We start from the raw sequence: 23,648 nt of genomic DNA on the forward strand, positions 1-23,648 counted from the left end.
TGCTGATGATGAGAGGTCGTTTGTGTTCTTTGAAAAAAGCGGGAAATGGTATTTTTATATTCATAACAACAAAAGTGAAAATTACAGCAAAAATAATAAATGCACAGGTATATACAATGCCGAAACAGGAAATAAAGACTATAAACTGATGGTTGATACACTAAATAACAAACAAGGAAGAACCGACCATATTGACTTTGCAGATGATTATTATATGGTAACAACATACGGTTACGCCGGAGCTGAACCCGTTTCTTATATAACTAATATGGAGCTTTATAGCTATGAAGGCGAAAAGCTTGCTTCTTCTTATTACAGCTCATACTTAGGTGGCGATTTTCTTGATAAGGATGAATATCCGTGTAATAACAGACAGATAAGAGTAGATTTTGAAAAGGCAGAGTCACCGTCAGACAAATATTTTGTTCCCGGTGAAATTTTATTAGATAAATATCCGTACAAGTATGGTGGATATGGAAATGATATTGAGCGTATTTTGTATAGTAAGACAAATGCAGTAAAAGGATATACACCTGTTAAGCTGTCATTGCCTGATTCAGAAGGAAATAATTATGCTGTTTTTAATGAGAAAGGGGATATAATATACAAAAGTGATAAAGAGTTATTTACACTGATATATGATGATAGCATATGTATTGGTGAAAATCACGACAATTCTGTACAGATTTATAATCCCAAAACAAAAGAGTTTATTGGTTCAATAGAATGGGATACAAATGAATATGATACAGTATACAAGTATATGTATGAATATCTTCAAAAAAATATAGAAAGTGACTGTGTTTCACCAAAAGGCAATTATAGGGTTAAGGGATATAATACATTATACTCTTATCCATACACTAAATATGATTTTTGGAAAAGTGAAGAATTCAACGGATATACACCGGTGTATCTGTATTTAGGCCCTAATGAGTGTAAGTATTATTTATATAATCCAGATGGTGAAGTTATAGCAGAATCGGATAGAAAAATTTATCTGATTTCATATGATGGAAAACCTTGTTATACAATCACAAAGCAGGAGTGGGTAGAAACAGAATCGGGAGGACACGATCAATTTTATATTGATGTGTATGATCTTAAAACAGGTGAACTTGTAGAAGTGCCTGAACATATAAAAGATGTAACGAACTATATGAAATAGAAAAATGGGGGAGAAGAAAATGAAAAAGAAGTTTGTTTTAGGTGTGTTATGTGTGTCAATGATTTTGGCGGCGGGAATAGGTGTGTCAGCAGAAGTAAGTGAAAATCATTCACAATGGGCAGAGGAAAGTTTGATAAGTGCAGATGAAGCGGGGTTATTGCCGAACTTCTTTTCGGACAGAGATTTAACCGCTAATATATCGCGTATTGATTTTTGTCATTTGGCATATAAAATGCTTGAACAAAAATCACTGATTAGTGATAATAACGTTAAGAGTTCGTTTGCTGATACAGATGATAACGAAGTGGCTTTTCTTGCAAATTCGGGAATAATAAACGGACGTTCTGAAACGAAATTTGCACCGAATGACGATATTACGCGTGAGGAGGCGGCAGTAATACTGACGAATACAGCGGAATTTATGGACGTAAAAGAGGATATTACTCTATTTGATACTGTTTTTTCTGATTATGATACAGTTTCGGATTGGGCAAAAGAATCTGTGCGTAAAATGGACTCACTCGGAATAATGCGAGGAGTTGGAGATAACAATTTTTCACCAAAATCAAATTACACAATGGAACAGTCAGCGGTAACAATGCTAAAGCTGTTTAACCTTGACGTGAGTGATTATGCAAGCAATGTGTACGAAGTAAAAATTGACGGTGATTTATCAATTTTTAACGGTAAGAATAAGCAATGGATAAAAAAAGACGGTAAAACCATATTTACATATGATGGTCCGGAGGATAATACTTTGGACAATGAAAGGTCATTTATATTCTTTGAAAAAAGCGGGAAATGGTATTATTATATTCATAATAATAAAAGCAATGTTTCCGCAGGATATAACAAGTGTTCTGATATATACAGTGCGGAAACGGGTGAGATTGTTTATAAATTGAATGCTGTGCTTTTACAGTCGAATAAGAAAGACACCGTCGATTTTGCCGATGATTATTATAGGGTGATAAAACATAGTGAGTATGGTGGCGAAGGCGCATTTAGTGTAGAAGGTATGAAAGTTTATAGCTATGACGGAGAAGAAATAGCATCATCCTCTTATGATTCGAAGAACGGAGGAGGTTCTCTTGATACAAGTGCATATCCTTGCAATAACAGACAAATAAGAATTGATTTTGAAAAAGTAGATACCGATTCAGCTGAATATTGGGTGCCGGGTGAAAATCTACTTGCAAAATATCCATATACATATAAAGAATATGGTAATTCACAGGCGGTACGAGAACCGATTTCGTATATTGTAGCTGACACTTTGAAAGGATATACTCCTGTTAAATTATCTGTGCCTGATTGGAATGGAAATAATTACGCTGTTTTTAATGTTGATGGAATACCGGTGTACAAGAGCAATACAGAAATTTTTACTATGATTTATGAGGGCGATTTATGTATAGGTGAGATTAAAGGTGATTCAATACAAGTGTCTGACGCAAAGAAAAATCAATATATCACAACATTGGAATGGGACAAGGACAAATATAATACGGTTGATAAATATGTGCATGAGTATCTTGCGAAAAATATAGAAAGTGAATGTTTTTCGCCTAATGGCAGCTATACTGTTCACGGATATAATATGTTAAAATGTTCTCCGTATTCATTATATACATTTTGGAAAGAAAAAGAATTTAGCGGATATACACCGGTGTATACATATTACGGCGATGGTGAGGAATATAGGGACAGATATTTTTTGTATAATCCTGACGGAAAAATTATTGTAGAGTCATCGTGGAAAATTTATTTAATTGAATATGATGGCAGAGCTTGCTATACAACAGAACGTGTTGAACCTAATGATCAGTATTGGAGTGGTGAGAAAGTTTGTACAGATGTGTATGATCTTAAAACAGGCGAACTTGTAGCAAGACCTAATTACATAAATGTTGAGAAATATATGAAATAGAATTATAGTGTTTATTGTCTGTGATTTTTTATTATACAAAAAGCGGTTCAATTGAACCGCTTTTGTGCTTGTGTTGGATTGAATTTTTATTAATTTAATTCATCTGTATCTAAAATAGCATAATATTTTTTTAGAACTTCTCGTACTCCATTAATATCCTTTAGTCCATATGCTGAATCACCACTTAATAGACAAGTTACAGCTGCAATACCTGCTGCATCACCGAGAACACACAGGTTTGGTAATACTCGTATTTCCGACCATGCAAATGATGAAGCATTAACTGCATATCCAGGTATTAGCATATTAGGTACATATTTTGTAGTAAGTGCTGAGTATGGTATATAAGCTGGATCAATTGGTGAACCATCTGCTAGTTCTTCCCCCATATCTTTTCGTATATGCCGATAGCTTTGATATCCTGATATATAATTGTCATTGTCTATATAATTAGATTGCATAAAAGGATGTATATCTGAATTATAATATATCAAACCTATAGACTGGTTCTTATTTGTATTATATTCTTCATCGTCAAGGTAAGAATAGTGACAATGACGCATAGTAACTTCGTAGTTAGTGTTTTCAGTGCCGTTAGCTATTTTTTCTACATCTTTAACAGCATGAATAGTCTCACGAACATAAAGGATATCACCAGTGACAACTCCTTTTTCATCTGTAACGAACTCAGCATCTATATAACCTAGTGATTTGTAAACATCCAATAAACTTTCCTGACCAGCATCAGCTTTTGCCTTCTCTCTGTTTAGAAAAGCTCTTGCTAATCTCCAAGCATCGTCAGATGACAAAATATGACTGGCGTCACACAAAATTTCATCTGATAGTAAATCTTCATCGTTTACTTCTTCATAGTTACTATTATCTCTATTATGCAATGAACCATCCACACCAAAAATAATGAGAGAATTCATCCACCAATCATATTTACCAGCGATTGTTTGAGTTCCTCCATCCCACACAGAATTAGTTGGTTTTATCATTAGTCGAGTATTTGCGAGAGTATTATTAAATTTTTTCATCTTATTATCAATATTAACATTAGTTTCAGGATGGATATAGAAAGGACTATATTTATCACCTTCAAACATACCATTACCGCAGTTAAAGAGTGTACAAATAGAATTTGTGTTATCAGAAAACTTTCTTTCACAGTGTCCATTCGGTCCTGGATCTTCATACTCTACGGGAACTATTTTCGTTGCAGCAATTTTAAACATCAATGTTACAGCTGGCATTTTAGCTTTATCTTCTGCCCCCTCAACAGGCTCTAATATATCAGCAGGATAATCATAACGTCCTCTTGTATATGCTGGATTACCATTACTATCATGTGCTGTTAGTTTTGTAAGTTTTCCATCTTCGGATGCATCAATAAATATGTCTCCATTAATTGTTTGGGATTCACCATAATATTGAATAACGCCATGATCATTACGTGAAATTCTTTTTATGGTTAGTGACATTATGTTCCCGTTTTCATCCTGTTTTACAGGAACTGGAACATCTAATTGATTAACTGCGATATCATACTGATCATATATTTTTACATTGTAAGGAGTTAGAAGCTCTCTTAGTGATTGTGCTTTATCATCTGTACCATACCTATCTTCTGTTATTTGTCCCTTAGAATTATCAAAACTCATAACGTTGGCAAGACTACCACGATATGGAAATTTTGAATGCCATGCTCTTGTATCCCATAGATTTTGTCCTCCAACAGTACCGATACCTCCTAGTTTAGGTACAGGTACAGGATTGATAAGCATAATTTCAAAATTATCAAATCCTTCGAGTGACCATGCATATTGTGCGGCTTTATATGCTGCACATACACCGCCCATTCCTGCACCATAAACTACAATTCTTCTATATGTATCGATTTTTTGGATATCAGATTCACTGGCAAATAAATATGATTTGTAATCGTCTTGTGTCGGGTTGCTTTTATTGATAGGATATAAAGTTAATGTTGGTATATCTACTTCAAATCCATCAAAATCAACTGTATTTGTAACAGGATTATAGTGGAATAATTCCTGACGTTTTTTACTGAGGTTATCGAATACATTCTTAAGCTCGCGATTGCGATATTCAATCATTCCAGAATTGATATCATTGACAGTTGCATGGTTTATGTATGATGTATTATCTTCAGTTGCCATCAATTGTACTTCATCTCCTTTTTTGTCAAGAGTGATACAATCAATATTAAGTTTTTTATCATACAAAGTCATTGCATTTAATTGGCCTTTTAAATTTTCTGACGGATTGGTTATTTTGTAGTGATTTAATATATATGTTTCAATATCGCTTAAATCAGAAAATAAGAGATACATAAGACTTTCAGGCATAACAAGGTGGTTATTTACTAATCTTATTGTGGAACGAGTGGTATTTTTGTATAGTGGTGCATAAAAAGCATTGTCAGCAGGTTCTTTATATATAGTGCGTGTTATACCGTTCATAGTTACATTAAAGTATTTTTTCCCGTTAGCATCTATTTGTTCTCTGCTGAAACTTGCTACTTTCCCTTGTGACCATAGACGCCATATACGTTTTTCAAGATACCAGTCACGGTCATTGTGAGAATCATTAATAATGTCCAAATCCATATCCATGCGGAATGTTTCTTTGTTCATATAAAGACCGGAAGCAGTATACGATACCTGTCTTTTATATGCTTGCTCTCCGGATAGAGATTTATAGTATGTACAAGTTTCAGGATTAGAATAAAATCTGTGTTGATATTTTACAACAACATTGGAATTGTTATCAGTCACCGTACATCCTTGCTTCTGTGCGTATGGTATAATATATACCATATTATTAGGAATTGAATGAAGAACGGTGATAACTTGGGTTTGCTCACAGTCCTTAGAATGAGGAATAGACGTCAGCCCTACATCAGCCGGATCTATTGTGGTTCTGCCACGTACTTTTAATGTACATTTTCCTTCCTTATAAAGATTTACAGTCATACTCATAGAACTTGACGGCGCAGTATTATGAAACCACTTTGTTTCTGAATCTGTCTGAACTCCAATAGCAACATGGTCAAGGCAGGACGTAGTAAATGTAATTTTTGCTTGGTTTCCTGCAATGTAAGCATAATTTTCTCCGTTGTTAAGTATAGTTTCAACTTTTGTGATTGATATTGTAGGTGTAAGATTTTTTACTGCGGATAATAATTTAGTCTTATCATAATAAGTACTAGAATTAAAGCTTGTCTGCAGTGTTGAAATGGCATAGGGTTTGCCGTTTATAAAAAGATTTGTGCTGTTTGATGACAGGCGTTCTTTTCGGATATATAGCTTGTCTTCGATATATGATTTTACAGTATTGCTTTCGATTGCTATTGCTCCGAGATAGCTGGCTGATTTTCCAAAAACTGATTCGACTGCTTCTTCAATATTTTTTGTACTAGTTGTAAGGTTAAAATAATTACCGCCTGAAGTATCATTTACGCGGATTCTGTTAGTTATATTAAGTTGTTTACTTAGAAGCCACATAGATTTTGCTTTATACTGTGAAGCTGAATATGAGTGTCCATTATCATCAGTTCCATAGTAAAATCCACAACTGCGGAAATAGTTATCTATATCTACAAAATTAGATTCAAGTGCTGAAATAACATCTTTTCGTTCTGCATATATCCAACCATTAAAGCGAACAGCATTTGGTATATAAAAACTTTTTCCACAGAGAATAATGAAATTATTTTCATCCTGTGTGGCGTCTAAGCCTGTCAGACTTTTGATTTGTGCAATTACCCTATAGTAGTTTTTAGGTACACCTTGTACATCTTTATAATCAAGAACAGCTTCAATAGTTGCATCTGCAGGAATATAATTATCATAATCATAAACAATATAATCAGGCAAATCATTTACTAGAATTTTGTATGTTTTACCGCCTTCTTCGGTAAAGACTATTCTGTCACTGTAAACAGAAATATCTGCCTGAGCGACATTATAGTGAATCATAATCCACTCTGATACAGTGCAAAGTTTCTGGATTTGAACATCAAATGATGAGTATACATATCGTTCATCATCGCAGAAAACAGCATCCTGTGCAACAGAAACATAATATAAATCACCTTGTTTTGAACGAGCAAAGGTCTCTTTTGTTTGTGGGTTATAGTCAACTGTATATCCAGCGCCTGTTTCTTCTTCAATTAAATCCTGAACTTTGATATAGTCATGACGATATTCAGTAGCTCCTAAAGGTGCATATGCCATAGAATTACATATAACTTGATTAGCATAAGTAAATGAATAAACACCTTTGTATATAACTCTTGTACCTTTGTTTTCCGAGATAAACTGTATATCTTCTTCGGCCGCAGCAGAGTATTTTTTTCTTAGGCGATCAATACTTCTTTCCATTTCTGTGAAAGTTACACTTGCAGCAGAATCTACGTAATATTCACCGTTAATTTCTTCTACAGCTGAGACAGGGGTTACTTTAGCAAAAGCTTCTTCCTGATTAGTAACAGCAATCATAACATTAGTTGACTTGTCAAAAATAACATATGTAAATATATAATTATCAACTTGAAAATGACTTGTGGCAATATCAAGAAGGCGTTGCTTGCCTGGAACATAAGGGGGAATATCAGAATCATCATAGCTGTCTTCTACCCTGCATTCAGAATATACTCCGTATCCATAACAGTCACTATGATCAGGACTGTCATCTTCGTCCCATTCCGTATAGTTATCGTATTCGTCCCATGTATCACCATAGTCCACTTCATCCCATTCGTCCCAACAATTATATTCGTTAAAATTATTTGACATTTTTATTCATCTCCAATCTTTTTTTTATAATATTTCTTATATATTTGTTATATATATTTTCAAATTCTATTCCTCTGGATATTGCTTCCTGCATTCGTGTTTTGATATGACTGATGATTATACTAAAAGCTGTACAAGAAAATTCAGGAATATTTTCTATTCCGCCAGCAAGAATAGATTCATTTAAACATCCGCCATTACAAAGATGATATACGTTACATTGTTCTCTACATTTCTGCTTGCGTATGGCACTTTTATTTATAATATTTTTATAAATTTTTGTTTCAAAAACATCATGTAGATCATTAAAGTCCATTATATTTCCAAGACGATACTCTTCAGGATAATATCTTCCGCAGGGATATATGTCACCGTTTGAATGTACACTTAACCAATGTTTTAGACAACTACTGTGTGTACAGTATTTTGGTTTGCCAGATATAACAGATTGTGCATAACTATAGAAGGGACTTATACTGATTCCGGTAGTAGTATCAAATAGCCATAAATCAAATAATTCACATATTTTTTCTGCATAATATTCTGGATCTGTTAATAAAATATCCTCGTTTTCTTTAGCAGATCCAGATGCAAATATTGTATTAAGTTTTAAAGGCTGATTCTTATTGCGGAAATATTCATAAACATCAATTAAGTTATTAATATTATGCTTACCTACAACAGCTATAGTACCAGGGATAATGTTATATTTTTTTAAATTTTCATATCCTTTTAAGGTCATATTTGTATGACTTCGCAAAAAGTCATTGTATGGACCTTCAAATGAAAATCCAATTAAAATGTTATTATCTGCAATAAATTTTGCAACATCTTCAGTGACATAAGTTCCGTTAGACTGCATGCTATTTTTAATATTTTGGTTAGGGTTATGTTTATATTTTTGTTCTAATTCTAGAGCACGTTTATAAAATGTCAGAGGCATACTTAAAGGTTCACCACCATGCCAGATATAGTGTATACCTGAAAAATGCGGCACGCTTGAAGAAATTAATTTCTCTAGCATTTTGTCTGACATTTGTTCATTATCATAACCTGTTCCAGCGTGATAACAGTGTTTGCAACGTAGATTACAGGCATTAGTAGGTTTTACTATAATAGAAATAAGATCATTTTTATTTATCATAATAAATTCTCCCTTTAATTTTGTATAATATATAATTTAAGATATTTTTTGTTAAATTGCAGAACATAAAATTAAATATGTTCTGCTAAAAATTTAACTGTGTTATATAGACCAATGCATAATAATATTTTTTGATCATCCATGTCTGATATAATATCTGGAGGCAATATATTGTATTTAGAGCACCAATCTATAGCATCTTTTGCTTTTTCAGAAACATCTGTACTATGGGGGCTATTTTTATCCGAAATATATTTTAAATTGAATCCAGTTGCAATTCCTTTTGCAACTGCAGTAGCAAGCTTATTTTTGTTTTTTTGATATATTTCAATATCATTGCTGTTATCTATGAAACATACCTCAAGCAATGCTGAACAAACTCCCTGAGATTTTATTTTTGAAATAACACGGAAATCTTTTCTTTTGACACCTCTGTTGTGATATTTAACGCAATTACATAAGTTTTTTAGAATTTCGTTTTCAACAGTTATTCCACTTTCAGCTGTGGTAACAAATATTTCACTTCCAGAGCCACCTCCTGAATTAAAATGAATTTCCAAAACGTAGTTATATTTTGAAAAATCATAATTATTAGAACCTAAGAATTCAAACCAATTACGATTAGTATCTGCCAATGTTACATTGCAAAAAGATTTTAAATTTTCTTTTAGCAATACAGCAAATTCTCTGGTCAACTCAGCTTCTTCATAACCATTGCCGACAGCACCGCTGTCACCATTTCCGTGACCTGCAATTAATAAAACGTTCATCCTCAATTCTCCTTTTTATATGTTAGGTTCATCATATGTCATAGCTTTTTTGCTGTCACTTATACCTTTTGTTGTAGGATCAATTAAAAAATTATAAATACTTATAACCATAATAAAAATTATATATGGGTTTGAAAAAGCTTGACGAATAATCTCAAATAGTTTATACCATGACGTTATTTCAGAGGCTGTTATTCCCATATAGGCAAAAATAGATGAGATTATTGAAACTATTAGCTGAATATAGAACACAGGATTTTTAAATCTTATTTTCCAATTAATCATATTTTTCACACTCCAATCTTTGGATTCGTTGTTCATTGGATTTTTCTTCTTGTTCAACAATTGTCATTCGTTCAACAAGATTATTGTGAGCTTCAACTTTTTTTTCTAATTGTTCAATTCTGTATAGTGTTTTGTCATTTGATTTCATAACACCTATCATAGAACCAATGATTGTTCCAGCCATTGAAATTAAAGCTACAATAATTGTACTGTCTATAATTTTCATATTTACTCCTCTCGCATATAATATTTTTATAATCCTAAAAAAATATCTTATTATCTATATAAGATAATAGATTGAATACATATAATTCTATAGTTCACCTCCTAAAAACAATATTTTTTTGCATATAGAATGTTGTATCTTTTATATGTAAATTATTTGTTATATGTATATCTAATAATTATAGATAGATAGAAATATATAAATGTAAACTGTTATAATACTTTTTGTTAAATATACGATGTGTTATATTAATTTTTCACATAAGAAAAAAGTATATTATGAAAGCTTAGTTTAAATGTTGAGGATTGAGTGTATAAATAGTGAATCAGAATCTTGTCAGAATATTATGATAGCTATTTTCAAGAACATTTGCTTATGATAAAATAGTTATATTCAGATAATCATTTATTGCCATAAAATAAATAAGCTGGGTTCATCAAAATATTTGATGATAAATCCAGTTTGTTTTTTATTAATATTAAAATAATTGTATAAACAATATATATATATTGTGATATTTAGACAAAAAAAGATTTTTTTGTGAATTAGGTTCCTTTTTTCACTGCTTTTTGCGATTTATTATTAATGAGGAGCAAAAAAGTTCATTTTCAAAATTACATATAGAGGGGTGGAAAAGTTATGCTTAATTCCTCATATGATGGTGAAATAGAACAATGGGATATGATTGATAAGTATAGTATGAATGTTATATATACTGCATCAGTTGATATACGTCGCAGAATGAGCGCAAAGAAAAGAAGTTTTGATTTTGTTGAGTTTGATACAGATTTAGTAGGAGAACAAGATATATATCCAAGTGAATATGTTATTTCTGATAACAGCGGACATTGTTGCAATGTTAAGAATGAATGGTTGTATGAAGCTATGTTATTTCTTGATGATAAATTAAAAGAAGTGTTGATATTAAAATATTGGTATTTATTATCAAGAAGAGATATTGCAAAGATATTAAACGTTTCAGAGAAAACTATTACAAATTGGAAAAACAAAGCTTTTAAGCTAATAAAAAATTATAAAGAAAGGAGATTGGAGTGTGATATTCGTGGACCTTAAGAATCGAACTGCAGAAAAAGCTATCAACGGGGATTGTGATGCACAGATATTAATGTTGAAACGCTATGAGAGATATATAAATAAAGTTTCAATGGTTACTAAAAAAGATAGGTTTGGAAATTTGATAAGATATGTAGACGAAGATTTTAAAGCAGAGATACAGATGAGGTATCTTGAAGAACTTTTGAAATGTAAGGTGATAAAAAATGATAACAATACAAAGTGACTTATTTGAGTTTGCTTATGTACCCGATTGGTACAGGCATCTTCATGATTTAAAATGTATGGCATTGCCGGAGGCATGGCAGTTCAAGAAACCGGCAGTTGAAACAAAGAATGCAGAAACACCGATATTGGAACGATATATACATACAATTTTTCGTAAACAGGCTATTGAATTCAACTCAGAACAAGAAGATAATAAAGCATTAAAATATTTTTACATTGAGAATGAATGTGCCTGCTTTCATACAGGATTATACACCCCGAGCTATAAAGGCATATATGGCTGCTTTTTCAGAAATAAAAAGCAGGATTCTATGCTTGAATGGTATTTTAAAGGCTTTTGTGATGAAATGTCACCATGGCTTAAATATATAGAGCCGTTGCCTGAACGACCGGTGTATCATATGACACAGCAAGGTTTGAATTTTAATCCCGAATGGTCAATAAGGGTAAATGTTGAGCATATTTTGGGTGATGAAGAAAATCTAAATAGAATTCCCGCAAAAATAAGAAAGGCTAAAAATTTGCCGTTGCTGTTGGAAACTGCGGTGGAACTTGCAAGGCGAAAAGCAGTTATAGAACCGGGACTTATTTCTGCACAGGGATATATGGGGAGAGTGCAATATTTACTTCCGATATATCTTACTAAAATGAATAAGCCGGATTTGGCAATGACACTGACAGTTATGGACGGATACTATTTAGGAAACACTTGTCTGACTCTTGAAATGGCATATCTCAATGCTCGGGCAATAGCCAAACCATCAGCACCATGGCTTTTGGAGCTTATAAAATAATTAAAAAACAGAATGCTTGGTAAACAGTTCTTTTTCTGAACTGTTTACCAAGCCTTTTTTTATTATCAATAAAAAGGAGACTTTTATATGAAAACTTAATTCAGAGCCGAATGGCTTGCGTTAAAAAAAATGCGAGTTTTTTCGGCTTGTTAGAGTGCCGTTTTTCTTGCGGAAAGGCGGCACTTTTATGAAAATTAAATATGAGTTTGCGGACGGAGATGTGGAAGTTGATGTTCCTAATGAATGGGCGAGTATTCTTGTGGAACTGGACAGACTGGAGAGGAATAATGATAAGAAGGAAAGACGCAGGCACTATTCGCTTGATGCGTGTGTATATGAAGGAATTGTTTATGCGTCGGAGGACAAAAATCTTACGGCGATTTTTGAAACAGACAGTAAGTTCGGAAGATTAACAGAAGCGATAAAATATCTTTCGGATAAGCAGAAGTCCCTTATACAGGCTGTATATTTTGACGGAATGTCTGTAAGTGATTGTGCGAAACATATGGGGATAAGTCAGTCGGCAGTATCACAGCAGTTAAAAACAATTTATAAAAAGCTGAAAAAGTTTTTATAAAAAACCTTATATTTCAGTCTTTTTGTGTCCGTATAGTGAAGGGTATTAAAAAATCAGCCTTTCGGAAAGGACGTTTAACTATGAAACATACATTAACAATCAGTGTTTCAAAGAAACCGAGAGCAGACAGTATTGTGAATTTCCGCAGTATATCCATAAGAGAGAAATTTCTGCGTCTTTTGTTTGGCATACCGTGTAAGATGACAATACTTGTTCCGGGTGACAGTGTAGAGAAACTTTCGATATGTGAAGTGAACAAGGAGGGGAGAGGATGAGCAGAACGAAACTTTTGCTTGATGTCGTAAGCGATATGCGTTCGCTTGCGGACAGCTTGGAAACTATAGCAAATGCCGTGGCAGGCAATGACGGCATATCAAAGGAAAAACAAGCTGATAAGCCGAGCGTTACACATGAAATGCTGCGTGAACTTGCGGTTAAACTGTCAAGAAACGGTAAGCGTGAGGAAATAAAACAGCTTATTGAAAAATACGGAGTAAAAAATATTACCGCTGTTGCAGAGTCAGACCTTGATTCATTTTATGCAGATTTACAGCAGATGGAGGTATCTTGATATGCCGCCGTTAAATCATGCTGTACTTTCTGCATCATCGGCATATCGTTGGCTTGAATGTCCGCCGTCGGCACTGGCAACAGCAGATATTCCGGACGAAACAACAATATATGCACAGGAAGGTTCGGCAGCTCATGAGATGGCGGAATATAAAATCAGATGGCATTTAGGTGAAAAGGACCTTGCACCTCCGAATATCGGAAACTTCAATGCAGAAGAAATCGACAGATATACGGACAGCTATGCGTATTATGCGACAGATAAAATCGAAACAATAAGAAAAATATGTCCCGACACAATAGTTATGGTTGAACAAAGACTTGACTTTTCAAATTATGTTAAGGACGGTTTCGGTACGGGTGACCTTGTTATAGTTGCAGATGATGTACTGCAGGTTATAGATTTTAAGTACGGCAAAGGAGTGACGGTATCGGCGGAGCACAATCCGCAGATGATGTTGTATGCGTTGGGTGCACTTAATCTTTATGGTTATCTGTACGACATTAAGACAGTGAAAACAGCTATTGTTCAGCCAAGACTTGATAATATTTCCGAATGGGAGATTTCTGTTGATGAACTTCTGGAATGGGCGGAGAATACACTGAAACCGATAGCCGAACTTGCCGCAAAAGGCGAGGGCGAATTCAAAGCGGGAAATCATTGCCGATTCTGCAAATTAAGAGCTGTATGCAGAAAACGTGCAGAACTTATGCTTGAAACCGCAGAATATGAGTTTAAAGAACCCGCGGAACTTAATGACGATGAAATATTGCACATACTGACGATAGCGGACGACCTATCAAAATGGGCAGAAGATGTATATTCTTATGCACAGGCGAAAGCTATAAATGAAGGGAAAAGCTGGAGCGGATTTAAAATAGTCGAGGGACGTTCCAAACGACAGTATGCGGACGAAAACAAGATTGCAGAGGTCTGCCGAAATAACGGTTATACCATGTCGCAGATATATAAAAGCACGCTTATAGGTATAACGGATATGGAAAAGCTTATGGGCAGAAAAATTTTTAAAGAACTGCTCGGTGACTATATCATAAAACCGAAAGGCAGACTGACACTTGTACCGGAAACGGATAAGAGAGAAGAAGTACATACATTGGATGAGTTTAGAAAGGAATTTTGATATGGCACATTTAGTAACGGGTAAAGTCAGATTGTCATATGAACATATATGGGAGCCTGCATCTATTAACGACAGTGATGAAAAGTACAGTGTTTCTTTGATTATACCAAAGTCTGATACAAAGACGGTAAAGGATATTCAAAATGCAGTCGAACAGGCAAAGCAGGACGGCAAAGCAAAGTTCGGAGGAAGAATACCTGCGAATTTGAAACTGCCTCTTCGTGACGGTGATATTGAACGTCCGGATGATGAGGCATATAAAGACTGCTATTTCATAAACTGCAATTCAAAAGATAAACCGCAGATTGTGGATAAGAATGTACAGCCTATTTTAGACAGAAATGAGGTTTACAGCGGATGTTATGCAAGAGTGTCAATATCTCTTTATCCGTTTAATACAAACGGAAATAAAGGAATTGCATGCGGACTGGGCAATATACAGAAGATTGCAGACGGAGAACCGCTTGGCGGACGTACCAGAGCAGAGGACGATTTTGAAGCATATGACGAGGATGATGATTTCTTAAATTAAGGTGAATTGGAGATGTATGCAAAAAAAGAACACCTCGTAAGATGTTCTTAAATAATATGCTGTTGAAGCCATTGAAGAATATCAGAATCAGACTGAGTTCCTGACGCAACTGATAAAATAAGTTCAATCAATTCGGTATCAGTGTACTTTAAATCAATGCCGTTTATTGCAAGAAATACAAGCATTGCGTGAGTACCGATTCGCTTATTACCATCTACAAACGGATGATTTTTTACAAGTCCAAAACATAGGCGAGAGGCTTTATCCAATAAAGTCGGATACAGTTCCTCTCCACCGTATGTTTGGAATGGTGTATTGATAGCTGATTCTAAAAGAGAATCATCGCGTATATCAAGTGAACCTCCGAATTCTTTCACAAGCTGTGAATGTAATAATAAAATTTGTTCTTTAGTAAGGATTTTCATTTTGCAAGTTCCTCATATACGGCCTTATTACGAGTAATTAATTTTTCTGATATAGCTAATACATCATCAGTTTGTGCTGATAATTGTTCATCAGCTTGATTGAATTCTAAAATTAGATAGCGAGGTGAGTTGTTTTTTAGAATTACGGCAGAACCGTACTGGTCAACAAGTCTTGCTACTTTAGAAAAGTTTTGATTGGCTTCGGAAATAGAAACCATTGTTTTGGTATTAACATTCATATTGCATACCTCCATTTCTTTTATATAAATATTATATTCTTATTTTAGGATAAAGTCAACCTAAAATTTAATGGTAAATGGTGAGAGCTATGAAAAAATTAAGCTGTGATATTGAAACATTTTCTGACGTAGACCTTATAAGGTGCGGAGTATATAAGTATGCGGACTCTCCTGATTTTGAGATGTTACTGTTTGCATATGCTGCTGATGACGGTGATGTTCATATAATTGACATTGCAGGCGGTGAAGAACTTCCGGAGAAAATAATACAAGCGATAAAATCAGATACCGTTGTGAAAACGGCATATAACGCACAATTTGAGCGTGTGTGTCTGTCAAGGTATCTTAAACTTCCCGAGGGAGAATATCTTAATCCGCAGTCTTGGTACTGTACAGCGGTGCAGGCTGCGGAACTGGCACTGCCTTTGTCGCTTGCCGATGTCGGAAGTGTACTCGGATTAGAGAGGCAGAAGATGACGGAGGGCAAGGAGTTAATTAAGTATTTCTGTGTACCGTGCAAGCCGACAAAATCAAACGGAAACCGTACCCGAAACAGACCGTGTCACGATATAAATAAATGGGAAACATTCAAAAAATACTGTATGCGTGATGTAGACGTTGAACGTCAGATTGCCGATAAACTTAAGATGTATCCTATAAGAGATGAGGAACATCGGCTATATGTTCTCGACCAAATAATAAATGACAGAGGGGTATTAGTTGACAGTGAATTGGCGGAACAGGCAGTAAAACTTAATTCAATACAGACGACAGTGGCGGTTGAACAGGCATATATGATAACGGGACTTGAAAATCCTAATTCAGTAACACAGTTAAAACAGTGGCTCAAGGAAAATGGTGTGGAAATTGAAAGCCTGTCAAAAAAGGCTGTTAAGAGTCTGGCAGATGAAACAGACGGAGATGTCAGTGAAATGCTGAAACTCCGTCTGCTTATGGCGAAAACGTCCGTCAAAAAATATGAGGCTGTAATACGCAGTGTGTGCAGTGATAACCGTGTACACGGAATGATGCGTTTCTGCGGTGCAAACAGAACGGGAAGATGGTCCGGTAACATTCTGCAGCCGCAAAACCTGCCTCAGAACCATCTGCCGGATTTAACACTTGCAAGGGATATTGTAAAGGACGGAGATTTTGAGATGCTTGACATGATGTTCGGAAATGTGCCGAATGTCCTATCGGAGCTTATAAGAACCATCCTCATTCCGAAACCAAACCATAGATTTATCGTTGCAGACTTCTCAGCTATTGAGGCTCGTGTGCTTGCTTGGATAGCAGGAGAGCAGTGGAGAATAGATACATTTAAAAACGGCGGTGATATTTACTGTGCGTCCGCAAGCAAGATGTTTAAAGTGCCTGTGGAGAAACACGGCGTAAACGGCGAACTGCGTCAAAAGGGTAAAATATCCGAACTTGCCTGCGGTTACGGGGGCTCAGTCGGTGCATTAAAGAATATGGGTGCTGTTGAGATGGGAGTGCAGGAGAATGAGCTTCAGGGCTTAATTAACGATTGGAGAAATGCCAATCCGCATATTGTACGTTTTTGGTACGAAGTCGGCAATGCGGCAATGAAAGCAATAAAAGAAAAAACAACCGTTCCGTTAGGAAAACTTGTATTTGCGTATGAACGGGGGATATTATTCATACGTCTGCCGAGCGGAAGGCGGCTGTCATATATAAAACCTCGAATCGGTACAAATAGGTTCGGCGGTGACAGCATTACATATATGGGGATAAACTCCGCAAAGAAGTGGGACAGACTTGAAACTTTCGGAGGTAAGCTGACAGAGAATATCGTACAAGGGACTGCAAGGGATTTGCTTGCAAATGCACTGATAAATGCGGCAAATGCAGGATATGATACTGTTTTTCACGTTCATGATGAAATTATATGCGAAGTTCCGAACGGTTACGGTTCGGTTGATGAACTGTGCCGGCTGATGTGTATAAAAACCGACTGGGCAGACGGACTTCCGCTTAATGCTGACGGGTTTGAATGTGAGTATTATAAAAAGGAATAACGAAAATGCAAAAGAAAATAAATTTAAAGGGGTACGATTATGAAAATAAGATGTTTGGATAAAAAAGACTGCTTTGCTAATGCAGACGGTTATTGTATTTGCTTAACGAATAATGATTTCGGAGGAAGAAGATGTTCGTTTTATAAGACAAAGACGAAAGCCGCGACAGAACGCAAAAAAGTTGAGAAACAATTAAAACGAAAGGGAAAAACGGGATTAATAGACATGTATAACGGGAGGGGACAATGAAAATATCTGTCGGGAACAGCCGTACATCAAGAGCGTGGAAGATTAAAGAATTTTCGTGGGAGAAATTTGTTCAGAAGTGTTCTCAGACAATACGAACGGCTGAAACGGTGCAGGAATATCGTAAACTTCCTAAAGGTCAGCAGGATAATATCAAAGATGTGGGCGGATTTGTCGGAGGTGAACTTCGCAGCGGTCTAAGGAGAAAAGATACTGTGATTAACCGATGTCTGCTCACTCTTGATGCGGATTACGCAGACGAGGACTTTTGGGAACAGATTGAACTGTTCTTTAATTTCAAATGCCTGATATATTCCACACACAAGCATACTGCACAAACCCCGAGATTCAGGCTTATTATCCCTCTGTCACGTCCTGTTACGGCAGATGAATATACGGCGGTTGCACGCAGAATAGCGGCAGATATAGGCATAGAACAGTTTGACGATACAACGTATCAGCCGCATAGACTTATGTATTGGCCGTCAACTTCTTCTGACGGTGAGTTTGTATTTCAGCACCGTGACGGTGAAGAAATAGATGCGGACGCAGTGCTTGCACGTTATAAAGATTGGCATGATACTTCTGAATATCCTGTTTCGTCAAGACAGAAAAAAATTGTATCACACGCATTGAAGAAACAGGCAGACCCTCTGACAAAGCAGGGAATAGTCGGTGCATTTTGCCGTGCATATACGATACAGGACGCAATAAGCACATTCCTTTCAGATGTGTATGAACCAAGCAGTCTGAACGGTCGTTATGATTATATCCCCGCCGATTCCGCAGCCGGAGTAATAGTGTATAATGACAAGTTTGCATACTCTCATCACGCAACAGACCCTGCCTGCGGTAAGCTGTGCAACAGCTTTGATTTGGTGCGGATACACAAGTTTTCATATCTTGACAAAGATGAAACCGACAGTGAGAAATCAGCCTCATTTAAAGCAATGACGGACTTTGCAATGCAGGACGGCAGAGTTAAAGAACAGACACTGACGGATAAGGAAAAGGCTGTGTATGAGGAGTTTTCTGTGATTGACGGCAATGACGATACATCTTGGCATAAGTATTTGTCGGTGAATAAGCACGGTGACGTGGAAAACAGCATACAAAACCTCACGATAATACTTCAGAACGATTCGAAACTAAAGGGAATAGTTTTTAACGAACTGTCGGACTGTATAGAAATTAACGGTGATGTACCTTGGCAGCACCCGTCTAAGTATTGGCGGGACGCTGATGACGCACAGCTGCTTACATATCTTACATACGGCTACGGTAAATTCACAAGAGTGAATTATGATGTGGCACTTGCAAAAGTTGTTGATGACCGTTCGTTCCATCCGATACGGCAGTATCTTGGCAGTCTGCCGAAGTGGGATAAGCAGGAACGTGCAGATACGCTTTTAACGGATTACCTTGGTGCAGAGGACAATCAGTACACCCGTGCGGTTACCCGAAAAACACTATGCGGAGCGGTAGCAAGAGTAATGGTGCCGGGAATAAAGTTTGACACTATGCTTGTACTGTCAGGACCGCAGGGGATTGGGAAAAGCACGATTATATCCAAGCTTTGCGGTGAGTGGTTTAATGATTCTCTACTGCTGTCGGATACAAAGGATAAAACGGCGGCAGAAAAACTGCAGGGATTTTGGATACTTGAAATAGGCGAGCTTGCAGGGCTTAAGAAAACGGAAATTGAAACACTCAGAGGCTTTATATCAAGGCAGAATGATGTGTTTCGTGCCTCGTTCGGAAGACGTGCAACACCGCATTTAAGGCAGTGTATTTTTATCGGAACTACAAATGCCGAACACGGGTATCTGCGTGATACTACGGGAAACCGCCGTTTTTTCCCTGTTAAGGTGTCCGGTAATTCCAAGAAAAAGCCGTGGCAGTTATCACAGAATGATATAGATCAAATTTGGGCGGAGGTGCTTGTGTATTACAAGCGGGGCGAACCGCTTATTCTTGATGAGCAGACGGAGAAACTTGCTAAGAAACTTCAGCGTGAGGCTATGGAAACAGACGAACGTGAGGGTATGGTGCGTGAATACCTTGAAACATTGCTGCCTGTAAATTGGAATGAAATGTCCTTGTATGAACGTCGGAATTTTCTTGACGGAAGTGAATTCGGAGAGGTGAATATTAAAGGGGAAATAAAGCGTCAGAAGGTATGCAATATGGAAATATGGTGTGAATGTTTCGGTAAGGCGAAAGCGGATTTGAAAAGGATTGACGCAAATGCCATATCTGCCATTATGGCAAAAATAGAGGGCTGGCAGAAGATGAGCAAAAAGAGCCGTTTCGGAATTTACGGAGCGGCAGCAGGTTATGAAAGGACAGAGGTATAGACTTCTGCACCTGTTTTGTGTTCCGATGTAACCGAAAAGTTCCGTAAAAAAAGCTTGGTTCGGAACACTCGAAAACGGCATAAAACCTATATAAATTAAAGGTAATGTTCCGATGTTACCTAAAAAGTTATATAGATTATATATTATTATATTAAAAATTACGCACATATATATACGCGCGTAGGATATAGGGAACGGAAGGAACTTCGGAACTTGTATGGGAGGTAAAATGCGTGAGAAGGAGATAGAAAAAATGCTTGTGAATGCAGTGAAAATACACGGAGGTCTTGCACTGAAATTTGTATCGCCGAACTTTAACGGTATGCCCGACAGATTGATTTTGCTGCCTTTCGGAAAAATTGCATTTGCAGAGATGAAAGCACCAGGACGGAAAATGAGGAGCATACAGATAAAGCGAAAAAGGCAATTAGAATCATTAGGTTTTTCGGTGTATTGCATTGACGGTACGGAACAAATCGGAGGTGTGCTTGATGAAATTGAGCAGAGATAATTTGCATGAGTATCAAAAGTACGGTGTTGATTTTATAATAAACAATCCGATTTCGGCACTTATGCTTGAATGCGGTCTGGGTAAGACGATAACAACACTCACCGCTGTAAGTGACCTTATGTATGATTATTTTGAGATTTCAAAAGTCCTTATAATAGCTCCGCTCAGAGTTGGACTGTCGGTATGGAAACAGGAGTGTGACAAATGGGAACAGCTAAAATACCTGAGATGTTCAATAGCAATCGGTAGTGCGGACGAAAGGGAAAAAGCCTTAAAAGCGGATGCCGACATTTATATCATAAACCGTGAAAATGTAGAGTGGCTTGTAAATAGCGGTCACATTGATTTTGATATGGTTGTGATAGACGAACTCAGTTCGTTTAAATCCCATCAAAGCAAACGGTTTAAAGCACTGCGTAAGGTCAGACCTAAGTTTGACAGAATTGTAGGTCTGACCGGAACGCCTGCACCTAACGGCTTGATTGATTTGTGGGCTGAGATAAATCTGCTGGATATGGGAGAAAGGCTCGGAAGATATATAACAGGTTTTCGTGATGAATATTTCAAACCGGATAAACGAAACGGTGCGATTGTGTATTCATACAAGCCGTTGGTTAATGCAGAAAAAAGGATATATGAGAAAATATCGGATATATGTATTTCGATGAAAGCAACGGATTATATCAAAATGCCTGAAAGAATAGACAATATTTACGAAGTTGAGATGAACGATAAAGAGATGAAACTTTATCGGAAACTTGAAAAGGAAATGTTTCTGCCGTTTGCCGATGGTGATATTGACGCGGTAAATGCGGCGAGTCTTAGCAACAAGCTCCTTCAGCTTGCCAACGGCGCGGTTTATGATGAGAACGGGAAGGTCAGGAAAATACATAGCCGTAAGCTTGACGCTTTGGAGGATTTAATTGAGGCGTCAAACGGAAAGAGCATACTTGTTTATTACGGCTATAAGCACGATAAGGACAGAATAGCAGAAAAAATTAATATCCGTGAGATAAAAACGGAACGGGATATATGCGATTGGAATAACGGTAAAATACAAATTGCGTTGGCACATCCGGCAAGTTGCGGACACGGACTGAATTTGCAGAAAGGCGGAAGCACGATTATATGGTTCGGACTGACGTGGAGTTTGGAGCTGTATCAGCAGGCGAATGCAAGACTTTATAGGCAGGGACAGAACAACACGGTAGTTGTTCATCATATTGTGACCAAAGGTACGGTTGATGAAGATGTGATGACGGCTTTAAATGATAAAGACATGGGACAGGCTTCTTTGATGGAGGCTATAAAAGCAAGGATGGAGGGAATATACAAATGACGGCAAAGGAATATTTAAGTCAGCTTATAACAATGGATAATGCGATAAACAGAAAACAACAGCGTCTTATGACACTTCGTGATGTTGCAATGAATACCACTCCGAATTACAGCGGAGAAACAGTTCAGCATACACGGAATAAAAATCCGCTTGAAAATATAATGACAAAGATAATCGATATTGACCGTGATATTGACAGAGATATTGATGAACTTGTCGATTTTAAAGCAGAAGTATGGGAAAAGCTTGATAAAATCGCAGATGAAAGATATAAACGGATTTTGTGGCTTAGATATGCCGACCGTAAAACGTGGAGATATATTGCGTTGGAACTTAATTTTACAATACGGTATATTCATAAAATGCACTTGAAAGCTTTGGCTGAACTTGATAAAATCATATAAAAAGAAAATTGGACACTATAGTTCACGCAAGTTCACTTCAGTTCACTCTTGAACATCGTAAAAAAGTGTGTTATGCTATAATCGCGAGAGAAGAATAAACAGAGAGATGATATGTAACAGTCGGCTTTGTGTATTGTTCCAATAATTGAGGTTGTATTATTCCGATACACTTGATATTATTCCGATAATACGGTATTGCAGGGAAGATTAGAAATAAATATTTAAGACTTGAAAGTGAAAAGTTATACAAAGAAGGATGTTTCCTATACGGAGCGTCCTTTTTTCGTTGGAGGAAAGAATATGCCATATAGACCAAAGAAACCATGCAGACATCCGGGCTGTGCAAATTTAACTGACGGAAGATATTGTGAGGAACATATATCATGTCACCCTGAAGTTACTCGCTCAGCCACAAAGCGTGGATACGGAAGTAAATGGAGAACATCAAGTAAGGCATATCTTAGAGAACATCCTCTGTGCGAGATTTGTAAGAGGAACGGGAAATACGTTCAAGCTACGGTGGTTGACCATATCAAACCGCACAGAGGTGATAATAAATTGTTTTGGGATAAAAGCAACTGGCAGAGCCTTTGTAAGAGCTGTCATGATAAAAAAACGGGTAAAGAGGACAGTCAACCGACATACAGATACGTTAAAAAATAAATAATCTGTTTAAGGTTACAATCACAATCCTGAACAAGCAAATAATCGGACATTTTATGGGTACACTCTCCCCAAGGGGCTATATAATCTATAGTGGTACCTAAGAAATGGACAAATAACACAGGGGGGTATTATAATAATATTACAGTGCAATTTGTTATG

At 36.4% G+C, this 23,648-nt stretch carries 24 protein-coding genes; 17 read left to right on the plus strand and 7 right to left on the minus strand.

The genetic code is table 11. From position 1 onward, the window contains the following. Together LKE05_RS13270 and LKE05_RS13275 are read left to right on the plus strand one after the other, a co-directional pair. The coding region (locus tag LKE05_RS13270; protein ID WP_308457147.1) for a hypothetical protein at positions 1–1,168 on the plus strand (1,168 nt) is incomplete at its 5' end. A gap of 19 nt (positions 1,169–1,187) precedes the next feature. Next, positions 1,188–3,098: an S-layer homology domain-containing protein gene (locus LKE05_RS13275; RefSeq protein ID WP_308457148.1), complete on the plus strand. Its 1,911-nt coding sequence runs from the start codon at positions 1,188–1,190 to the stop codon at positions 3,096–3,098. 89 nt (positions 3,099–3,187) lie between these two features. On the opposite strand, the gene LKE05_RS13280 is transcribed toward LKE05_RS13275, so the two are convergent. From LKE05_RS13280 to LKE05_RS13300, 5 genes are all read right to left on the minus strand, one after another. Beyond that, positions 3,188–7,921 (minus strand): FAD-dependent oxidoreductase, encoded by a 4,734-nt coding sequence (locus LKE05_RS13280; RefSeq protein WP_308457149.1) that lies wholly within the window; start codon positions 7,919–7,921, stop codon positions 3,188–3,190. Next, positions 7,911–9,065: a radical SAM/SPASM domain-containing protein gene (locus LKE05_RS13285; RefSeq protein WP_022230312.1), complete on the minus strand. Its 1,155-nt coding sequence runs from the start codon at positions 9,063–9,065 to the stop codon at positions 7,911–7,913. Before LKE05_RS13285 ends, LKE05_RS13280 begins: the two co-directional genes overlap by 11 nt. 71 nt (positions 9,066–9,136) lie before the next feature. Next, a complete protein-coding gene (locus tag LKE05_RS13290; protein WP_308457150.1) occupies positions 9,137–9,835 on the minus strand; it encodes an N-acetylmuramoyl-L-alanine amidase in 699 nt (232 codons plus the stop codon). A 15-nt stretch (positions 9,836–9,850) separates the two neighbouring features. Next, positions 9,851–10,120: a phage holin gene (locus tag LKE05_RS13295; protein WP_022230310.1), complete on the minus strand. Its 270-nt coding sequence runs from the start codon at positions 10,118–10,120 to the stop codon at positions 9,851–9,853. Then, positions 10,113–10,346 carry a hypothetical protein gene (locus LKE05_RS13300; protein WP_022230309.1) on the minus strand — a complete coding sequence of 78 codons (234 nt, stop codon included), beginning with the start codon at positions 10,344–10,346 and terminating at the stop codon, positions 10,113–10,115. Before LKE05_RS13300 ends, LKE05_RS13295 begins: the two co-directional genes overlap by 8 nt. Positions 10,347–10,985: 639 nt before the next feature. On the opposite strand from LKE05_RS13300, the gene LKE05_RS13305 reads away from it, so the two are divergent. The 8 genes from LKE05_RS13305 (at position 10,986) to LKE05_RS13340 (ending at position 15,263) form a co-directional block, all read left to right on the plus strand. Continuing rightward, entirely contained in the window at positions 10,986–11,420 is a 435-nt protein-coding gene (locus LKE05_RS13305; RefSeq protein ID WP_022230308.1) for a sigma factor-like helix-turn-helix DNA-binding protein, read from the plus strand. Next, complete coding sequence (locus LKE05_RS13310; RefSeq protein WP_022230307.1) at positions 11,401–11,646, plus strand: helix-turn-helix domain-containing protein; 246 nt, start codon at positions 11,401–11,403, stop codon at positions 11,644–11,646. Before LKE05_RS13305 ends, LKE05_RS13310 begins: the two co-directional genes overlap by 20 nt. Then, on the plus strand, positions 11,627–12,442 hold the full coding sequence (locus LKE05_RS13315) for a DUF3825 domain-containing protein (RefSeq protein WP_308457151.1): 816 nt from the start codon (positions 11,627–11,629) through the stop codon (positions 12,440–12,442). Before LKE05_RS13310 ends, LKE05_RS13315 begins: the two co-directional genes overlap by 20 nt. 187 nt (positions 12,443–12,629) lie before the next feature. Then, positions 12,630–13,019 carry a sigma-70 family RNA polymerase sigma factor gene (locus tag LKE05_RS13320; RefSeq protein ID WP_308457152.1) on the plus strand — a complete coding sequence of 130 codons (390 nt, stop codon included), beginning with the start codon at positions 12,630–12,632 and terminating at the stop codon, positions 13,017–13,019. 80 nt (positions 13,020–13,099) lie between these two features. Continuing rightward, complete coding sequence (locus LKE05_RS13325; protein WP_117968740.1) at positions 13,100–13,294, plus strand: hypothetical protein; 195 nt, start codon at positions 13,100–13,102, stop codon at positions 13,292–13,294. Beyond that, positions 13,291–13,590, plus strand: coding sequence for an rRNA biogenesis protein rrp5 (locus tag LKE05_RS13330; RefSeq protein WP_308457153.1), 300 nt, complete (start codon positions 13,291–13,293; stop codon positions 13,588–13,590). The genes LKE05_RS13325 and LKE05_RS13330 overlap by 4 nt, the downstream gene beginning before the upstream one ends. A gap of 1 nt (position 13,591) precedes the next feature. Then, the gene (locus LKE05_RS13335; protein WP_308457154.1) at positions 13,592–14,731 is read left to right on the plus strand and encodes a DUF2800 domain-containing protein; all 1,140 of its coding nucleotides are present in this window, start codon (positions 13,592–13,594) and stop codon (positions 14,729–14,731) included. A 1-nt stretch (position 14,732) separates the two neighbouring features. Further along, positions 14,733–15,263 carry a DUF2815 family protein gene (locus LKE05_RS13340; protein ID WP_308457155.1) on the plus strand — a complete coding sequence of 177 codons (531 nt, stop codon included), beginning with the start codon at positions 14,733–14,735 and terminating at the stop codon, positions 15,261–15,263. Positions 15,264–15,310: 47 nt separating this feature from the next. Here the strand turns inward: LKE05_RS13340 and LKE05_RS13345 are convergent, their stop codons facing one another. Both LKE05_RS13345 and LKE05_RS13350 read right to left on the minus strand, forming a co-directional pair. Beyond that, positions 15,311–15,688 carry a type II toxin-antitoxin system death-on-curing family toxin gene (locus LKE05_RS13345; RefSeq protein WP_022230300.1) on the minus strand — a complete coding sequence of 126 codons (378 nt, stop codon included), beginning with the start codon at positions 15,686–15,688 and terminating at the stop codon, positions 15,311–15,313. Then, the gene (locus tag LKE05_RS13350) at positions 15,685–15,927 is read right to left on the minus strand and encodes a type II toxin-antitoxin system Phd/YefM family antitoxin (RefSeq protein ID WP_308457156.1); all 243 of its coding nucleotides are present in this window, start codon (positions 15,925–15,927) and stop codon (positions 15,685–15,687) included. Before LKE05_RS13350 ends, LKE05_RS13345 begins: the two co-directional genes overlap by 4 nt. An 89-nt stretch (positions 15,928–16,016) precedes the next feature. On the opposite strand from LKE05_RS13350, the gene LKE05_RS13355 reads away from it, so the two are divergent. The 7 genes from LKE05_RS13355 to LKE05_RS13385 all read left to right on the plus strand — a co-directional run bounded on the left by LKE05_RS13355 (position 16,017) and on the right by LKE05_RS13385 (position 23,486). Further along, positions 16,017–17,966, plus strand: a complete 1,950-nt coding sequence (locus tag LKE05_RS13355; protein ID WP_308457157.1) for a DNA polymerase — start codon at positions 16,017–16,019, stop codon at positions 17,964–17,966. 39 nt (positions 17,967–18,005) lie between these two features. Further along, the gene (locus LKE05_RS13360; protein ID WP_117968743.1) at positions 18,006–18,215 is read left to right on the plus strand and encodes a hypothetical protein; all 210 of its coding nucleotides are present in this window, start codon (positions 18,006–18,008) and stop codon (positions 18,213–18,215) included. Next, positions 18,212–20,569: a virulence-associated E family protein gene (locus tag LKE05_RS13365; protein ID WP_308457158.1), complete on the plus strand. Its 2,358-nt coding sequence runs from the start codon at positions 18,212–18,214 to the stop codon at positions 20,567–20,569. Before LKE05_RS13360 ends, LKE05_RS13365 begins: the two co-directional genes overlap by 4 nt. Positions 20,570–20,798: 229 nt before the next feature. Further along, on the plus strand, positions 20,799–21,080 hold the full coding sequence (locus LKE05_RS13370; protein WP_308457159.1) for a VRR-NUC domain-containing protein: 282 nt from the start codon (positions 20,799–20,801) through the stop codon (positions 21,078–21,080). Then, complete coding sequence (locus LKE05_RS13375; RefSeq protein ID WP_308457160.1) at positions 21,061–22,419, plus strand: DEAD/DEAH box helicase; 1,359 nt, start codon at positions 21,061–21,063, stop codon at positions 22,417–22,419. The genes LKE05_RS13370 and LKE05_RS13375 overlap by 20 nt, the downstream gene beginning before the upstream one ends. Beyond that, positions 22,416–22,823, plus strand: a complete 408-nt coding sequence (locus LKE05_RS13380) for a DUF1492 domain-containing protein (protein WP_022230293.1) — start codon at positions 22,416–22,418, stop codon at positions 22,821–22,823. The genes LKE05_RS13375 and LKE05_RS13380 overlap by 4 nt, the downstream gene beginning before the upstream one ends. A 300-nt stretch (positions 22,824–23,123) precedes the next feature. Then, the gene (locus LKE05_RS13385) at positions 23,124–23,486 is read left to right on the plus strand and encodes an HNH endonuclease (RefSeq protein WP_308457161.1); all 363 of its coding nucleotides are present in this window, start codon (positions 23,124–23,126) and stop codon (positions 23,484–23,486) included. Positions 23,487–23,648 lie beyond the last annotated feature (162 nt).

Origin of the sequence: Hominilimicola fabiformis (assembly GCF_020687385.1) — a bacterium.
In the GTDB taxonomy this organism is placed as follows: Bacteria; Bacillota; Clostridia; order UBA1381; family UBA1381; genus Hominilimicola; species Hominilimicola fabiformis.

Excerpts from the sequence above, each read along its gene's own strand:
- LKE05_RS13295 (WP_022230310.1), bottom strand. The coding sequence starts at position 10,120 with ATGATTAATTGGAAAATAAGATTTAAAAATCCTGTGTTCTATATTCAG.
- LKE05_RS13380 (WP_022230293.1), top strand. The coding sequence starts at position 22,416 with ATGACGGCAAAGGAATATTTAAGTCAGCTTATAACAATGGATAATGCG.
- LKE05_RS13385 (WP_308457161.1), top strand. The coding sequence starts at position 23,124 with ATGCCATATAGACCAAAGAAACCATGCAGACATCCGGGCTGTGCAAAT.
- LKE05_RS13280 (WP_308457149.1), bottom strand. The coding sequence starts at position 7,921 with ATGTCAAATAATTTTAACGAATATAATTGTTGGGACGAATGGGATGAA.
- LKE05_RS13275 (WP_308457148.1), top strand. The coding sequence starts at position 1,188 with ATGAAAAAGAAGTTTGTTTTAGGTGTGTTATGTGTGTCAATGATTTTG.
- LKE05_RS13290 (WP_308457150.1), bottom strand. The coding sequence starts at position 9,835 with ATGAACGTTTTATTAATTGCAGGTCACGGAAATGGTGACAGCGGTGCT.
- LKE05_RS13370 (WP_308457159.1), top strand. The coding sequence starts at position 20,799 with ATGCGTGAGAAGGAGATAGAAAAAATGCTTGTGAATGCAGTGAAAATA.
- LKE05_RS13340 (WP_308457155.1), top strand. The coding sequence starts at position 14,733 with ATGGCACATTTAGTAACGGGTAAAGTCAGATTGTCATATGAACATATA.
- LKE05_RS13375 (WP_308457160.1), top strand. The coding sequence starts at position 21,061 with ATGAAATTGAGCAGAGATAATTTGCATGAGTATCAAAAGTACGGTGTT.
- LKE05_RS13350 (WP_308457156.1), bottom strand. The coding sequence starts at position 15,927 with ATGAATGTTAATACCAAAACAATGGTTTCTATTTCCGAAGCCAATCAA.
- LKE05_RS13360 (WP_117968743.1), top strand. The coding sequence starts at position 18,006 with ATGAAAATAAGATGTTTGGATAAAAAAGACTGCTTTGCTAATGCAGAC.
- LKE05_RS13300 (WP_022230309.1), bottom strand. The coding sequence starts at position 10,346 with ATGAAAATTATAGACAGTACAATTATTGTAGCTTTAATTTCAATGGCT.
- LKE05_RS13285 (WP_022230312.1), bottom strand. The coding sequence starts at position 9,065 with ATGATAAATAAAAATGATCTTATTTCTATTATAGTAAAACCTACTAAT.
- LKE05_RS13315 (WP_308457151.1), top strand. The coding sequence starts at position 11,627 with ATGATAACAATACAAAGTGACTTATTTGAGTTTGCTTATGTACCCGAT.
- LKE05_RS13330 (WP_308457153.1), top strand. The coding sequence starts at position 13,291 with ATGAGCAGAACGAAACTTTTGCTTGATGTCGTAAGCGATATGCGTTCG.
- LKE05_RS13335 (WP_308457154.1), top strand. The coding sequence starts at position 13,592 with ATGCCGCCGTTAAATCATGCTGTACTTTCTGCATCATCGGCATATCGT.
- LKE05_RS13355 (WP_308457157.1), top strand. The coding sequence starts at position 16,017 with ATGAAAAAATTAAGCTGTGATATTGAAACATTTTCTGACGTAGACCTT.
- LKE05_RS13345 (WP_022230300.1), bottom strand. The coding sequence starts at position 15,688 with ATGAAAATCCTTACTAAAGAACAAATTTTATTATTACATTCACAGCTT.
- LKE05_RS13325 (WP_117968740.1), top strand. The coding sequence starts at position 13,100 with ATGAAACATACATTAACAATCAGTGTTTCAAAGAAACCGAGAGCAGAC.
- LKE05_RS13305 (WP_022230308.1), top strand. The coding sequence starts at position 10,986 with ATGCTTAATTCCTCATATGATGGTGAAATAGAACAATGGGATATGATT.
- LKE05_RS13320 (WP_308457152.1), top strand. The coding sequence starts at position 12,630 with ATGAAAATTAAATATGAGTTTGCGGACGGAGATGTGGAAGTTGATGTT.
- LKE05_RS13365 (WP_308457158.1), top strand. The coding sequence starts at position 18,212 with ATGAAAATATCTGTCGGGAACAGCCGTACATCAAGAGCGTGGAAGATT.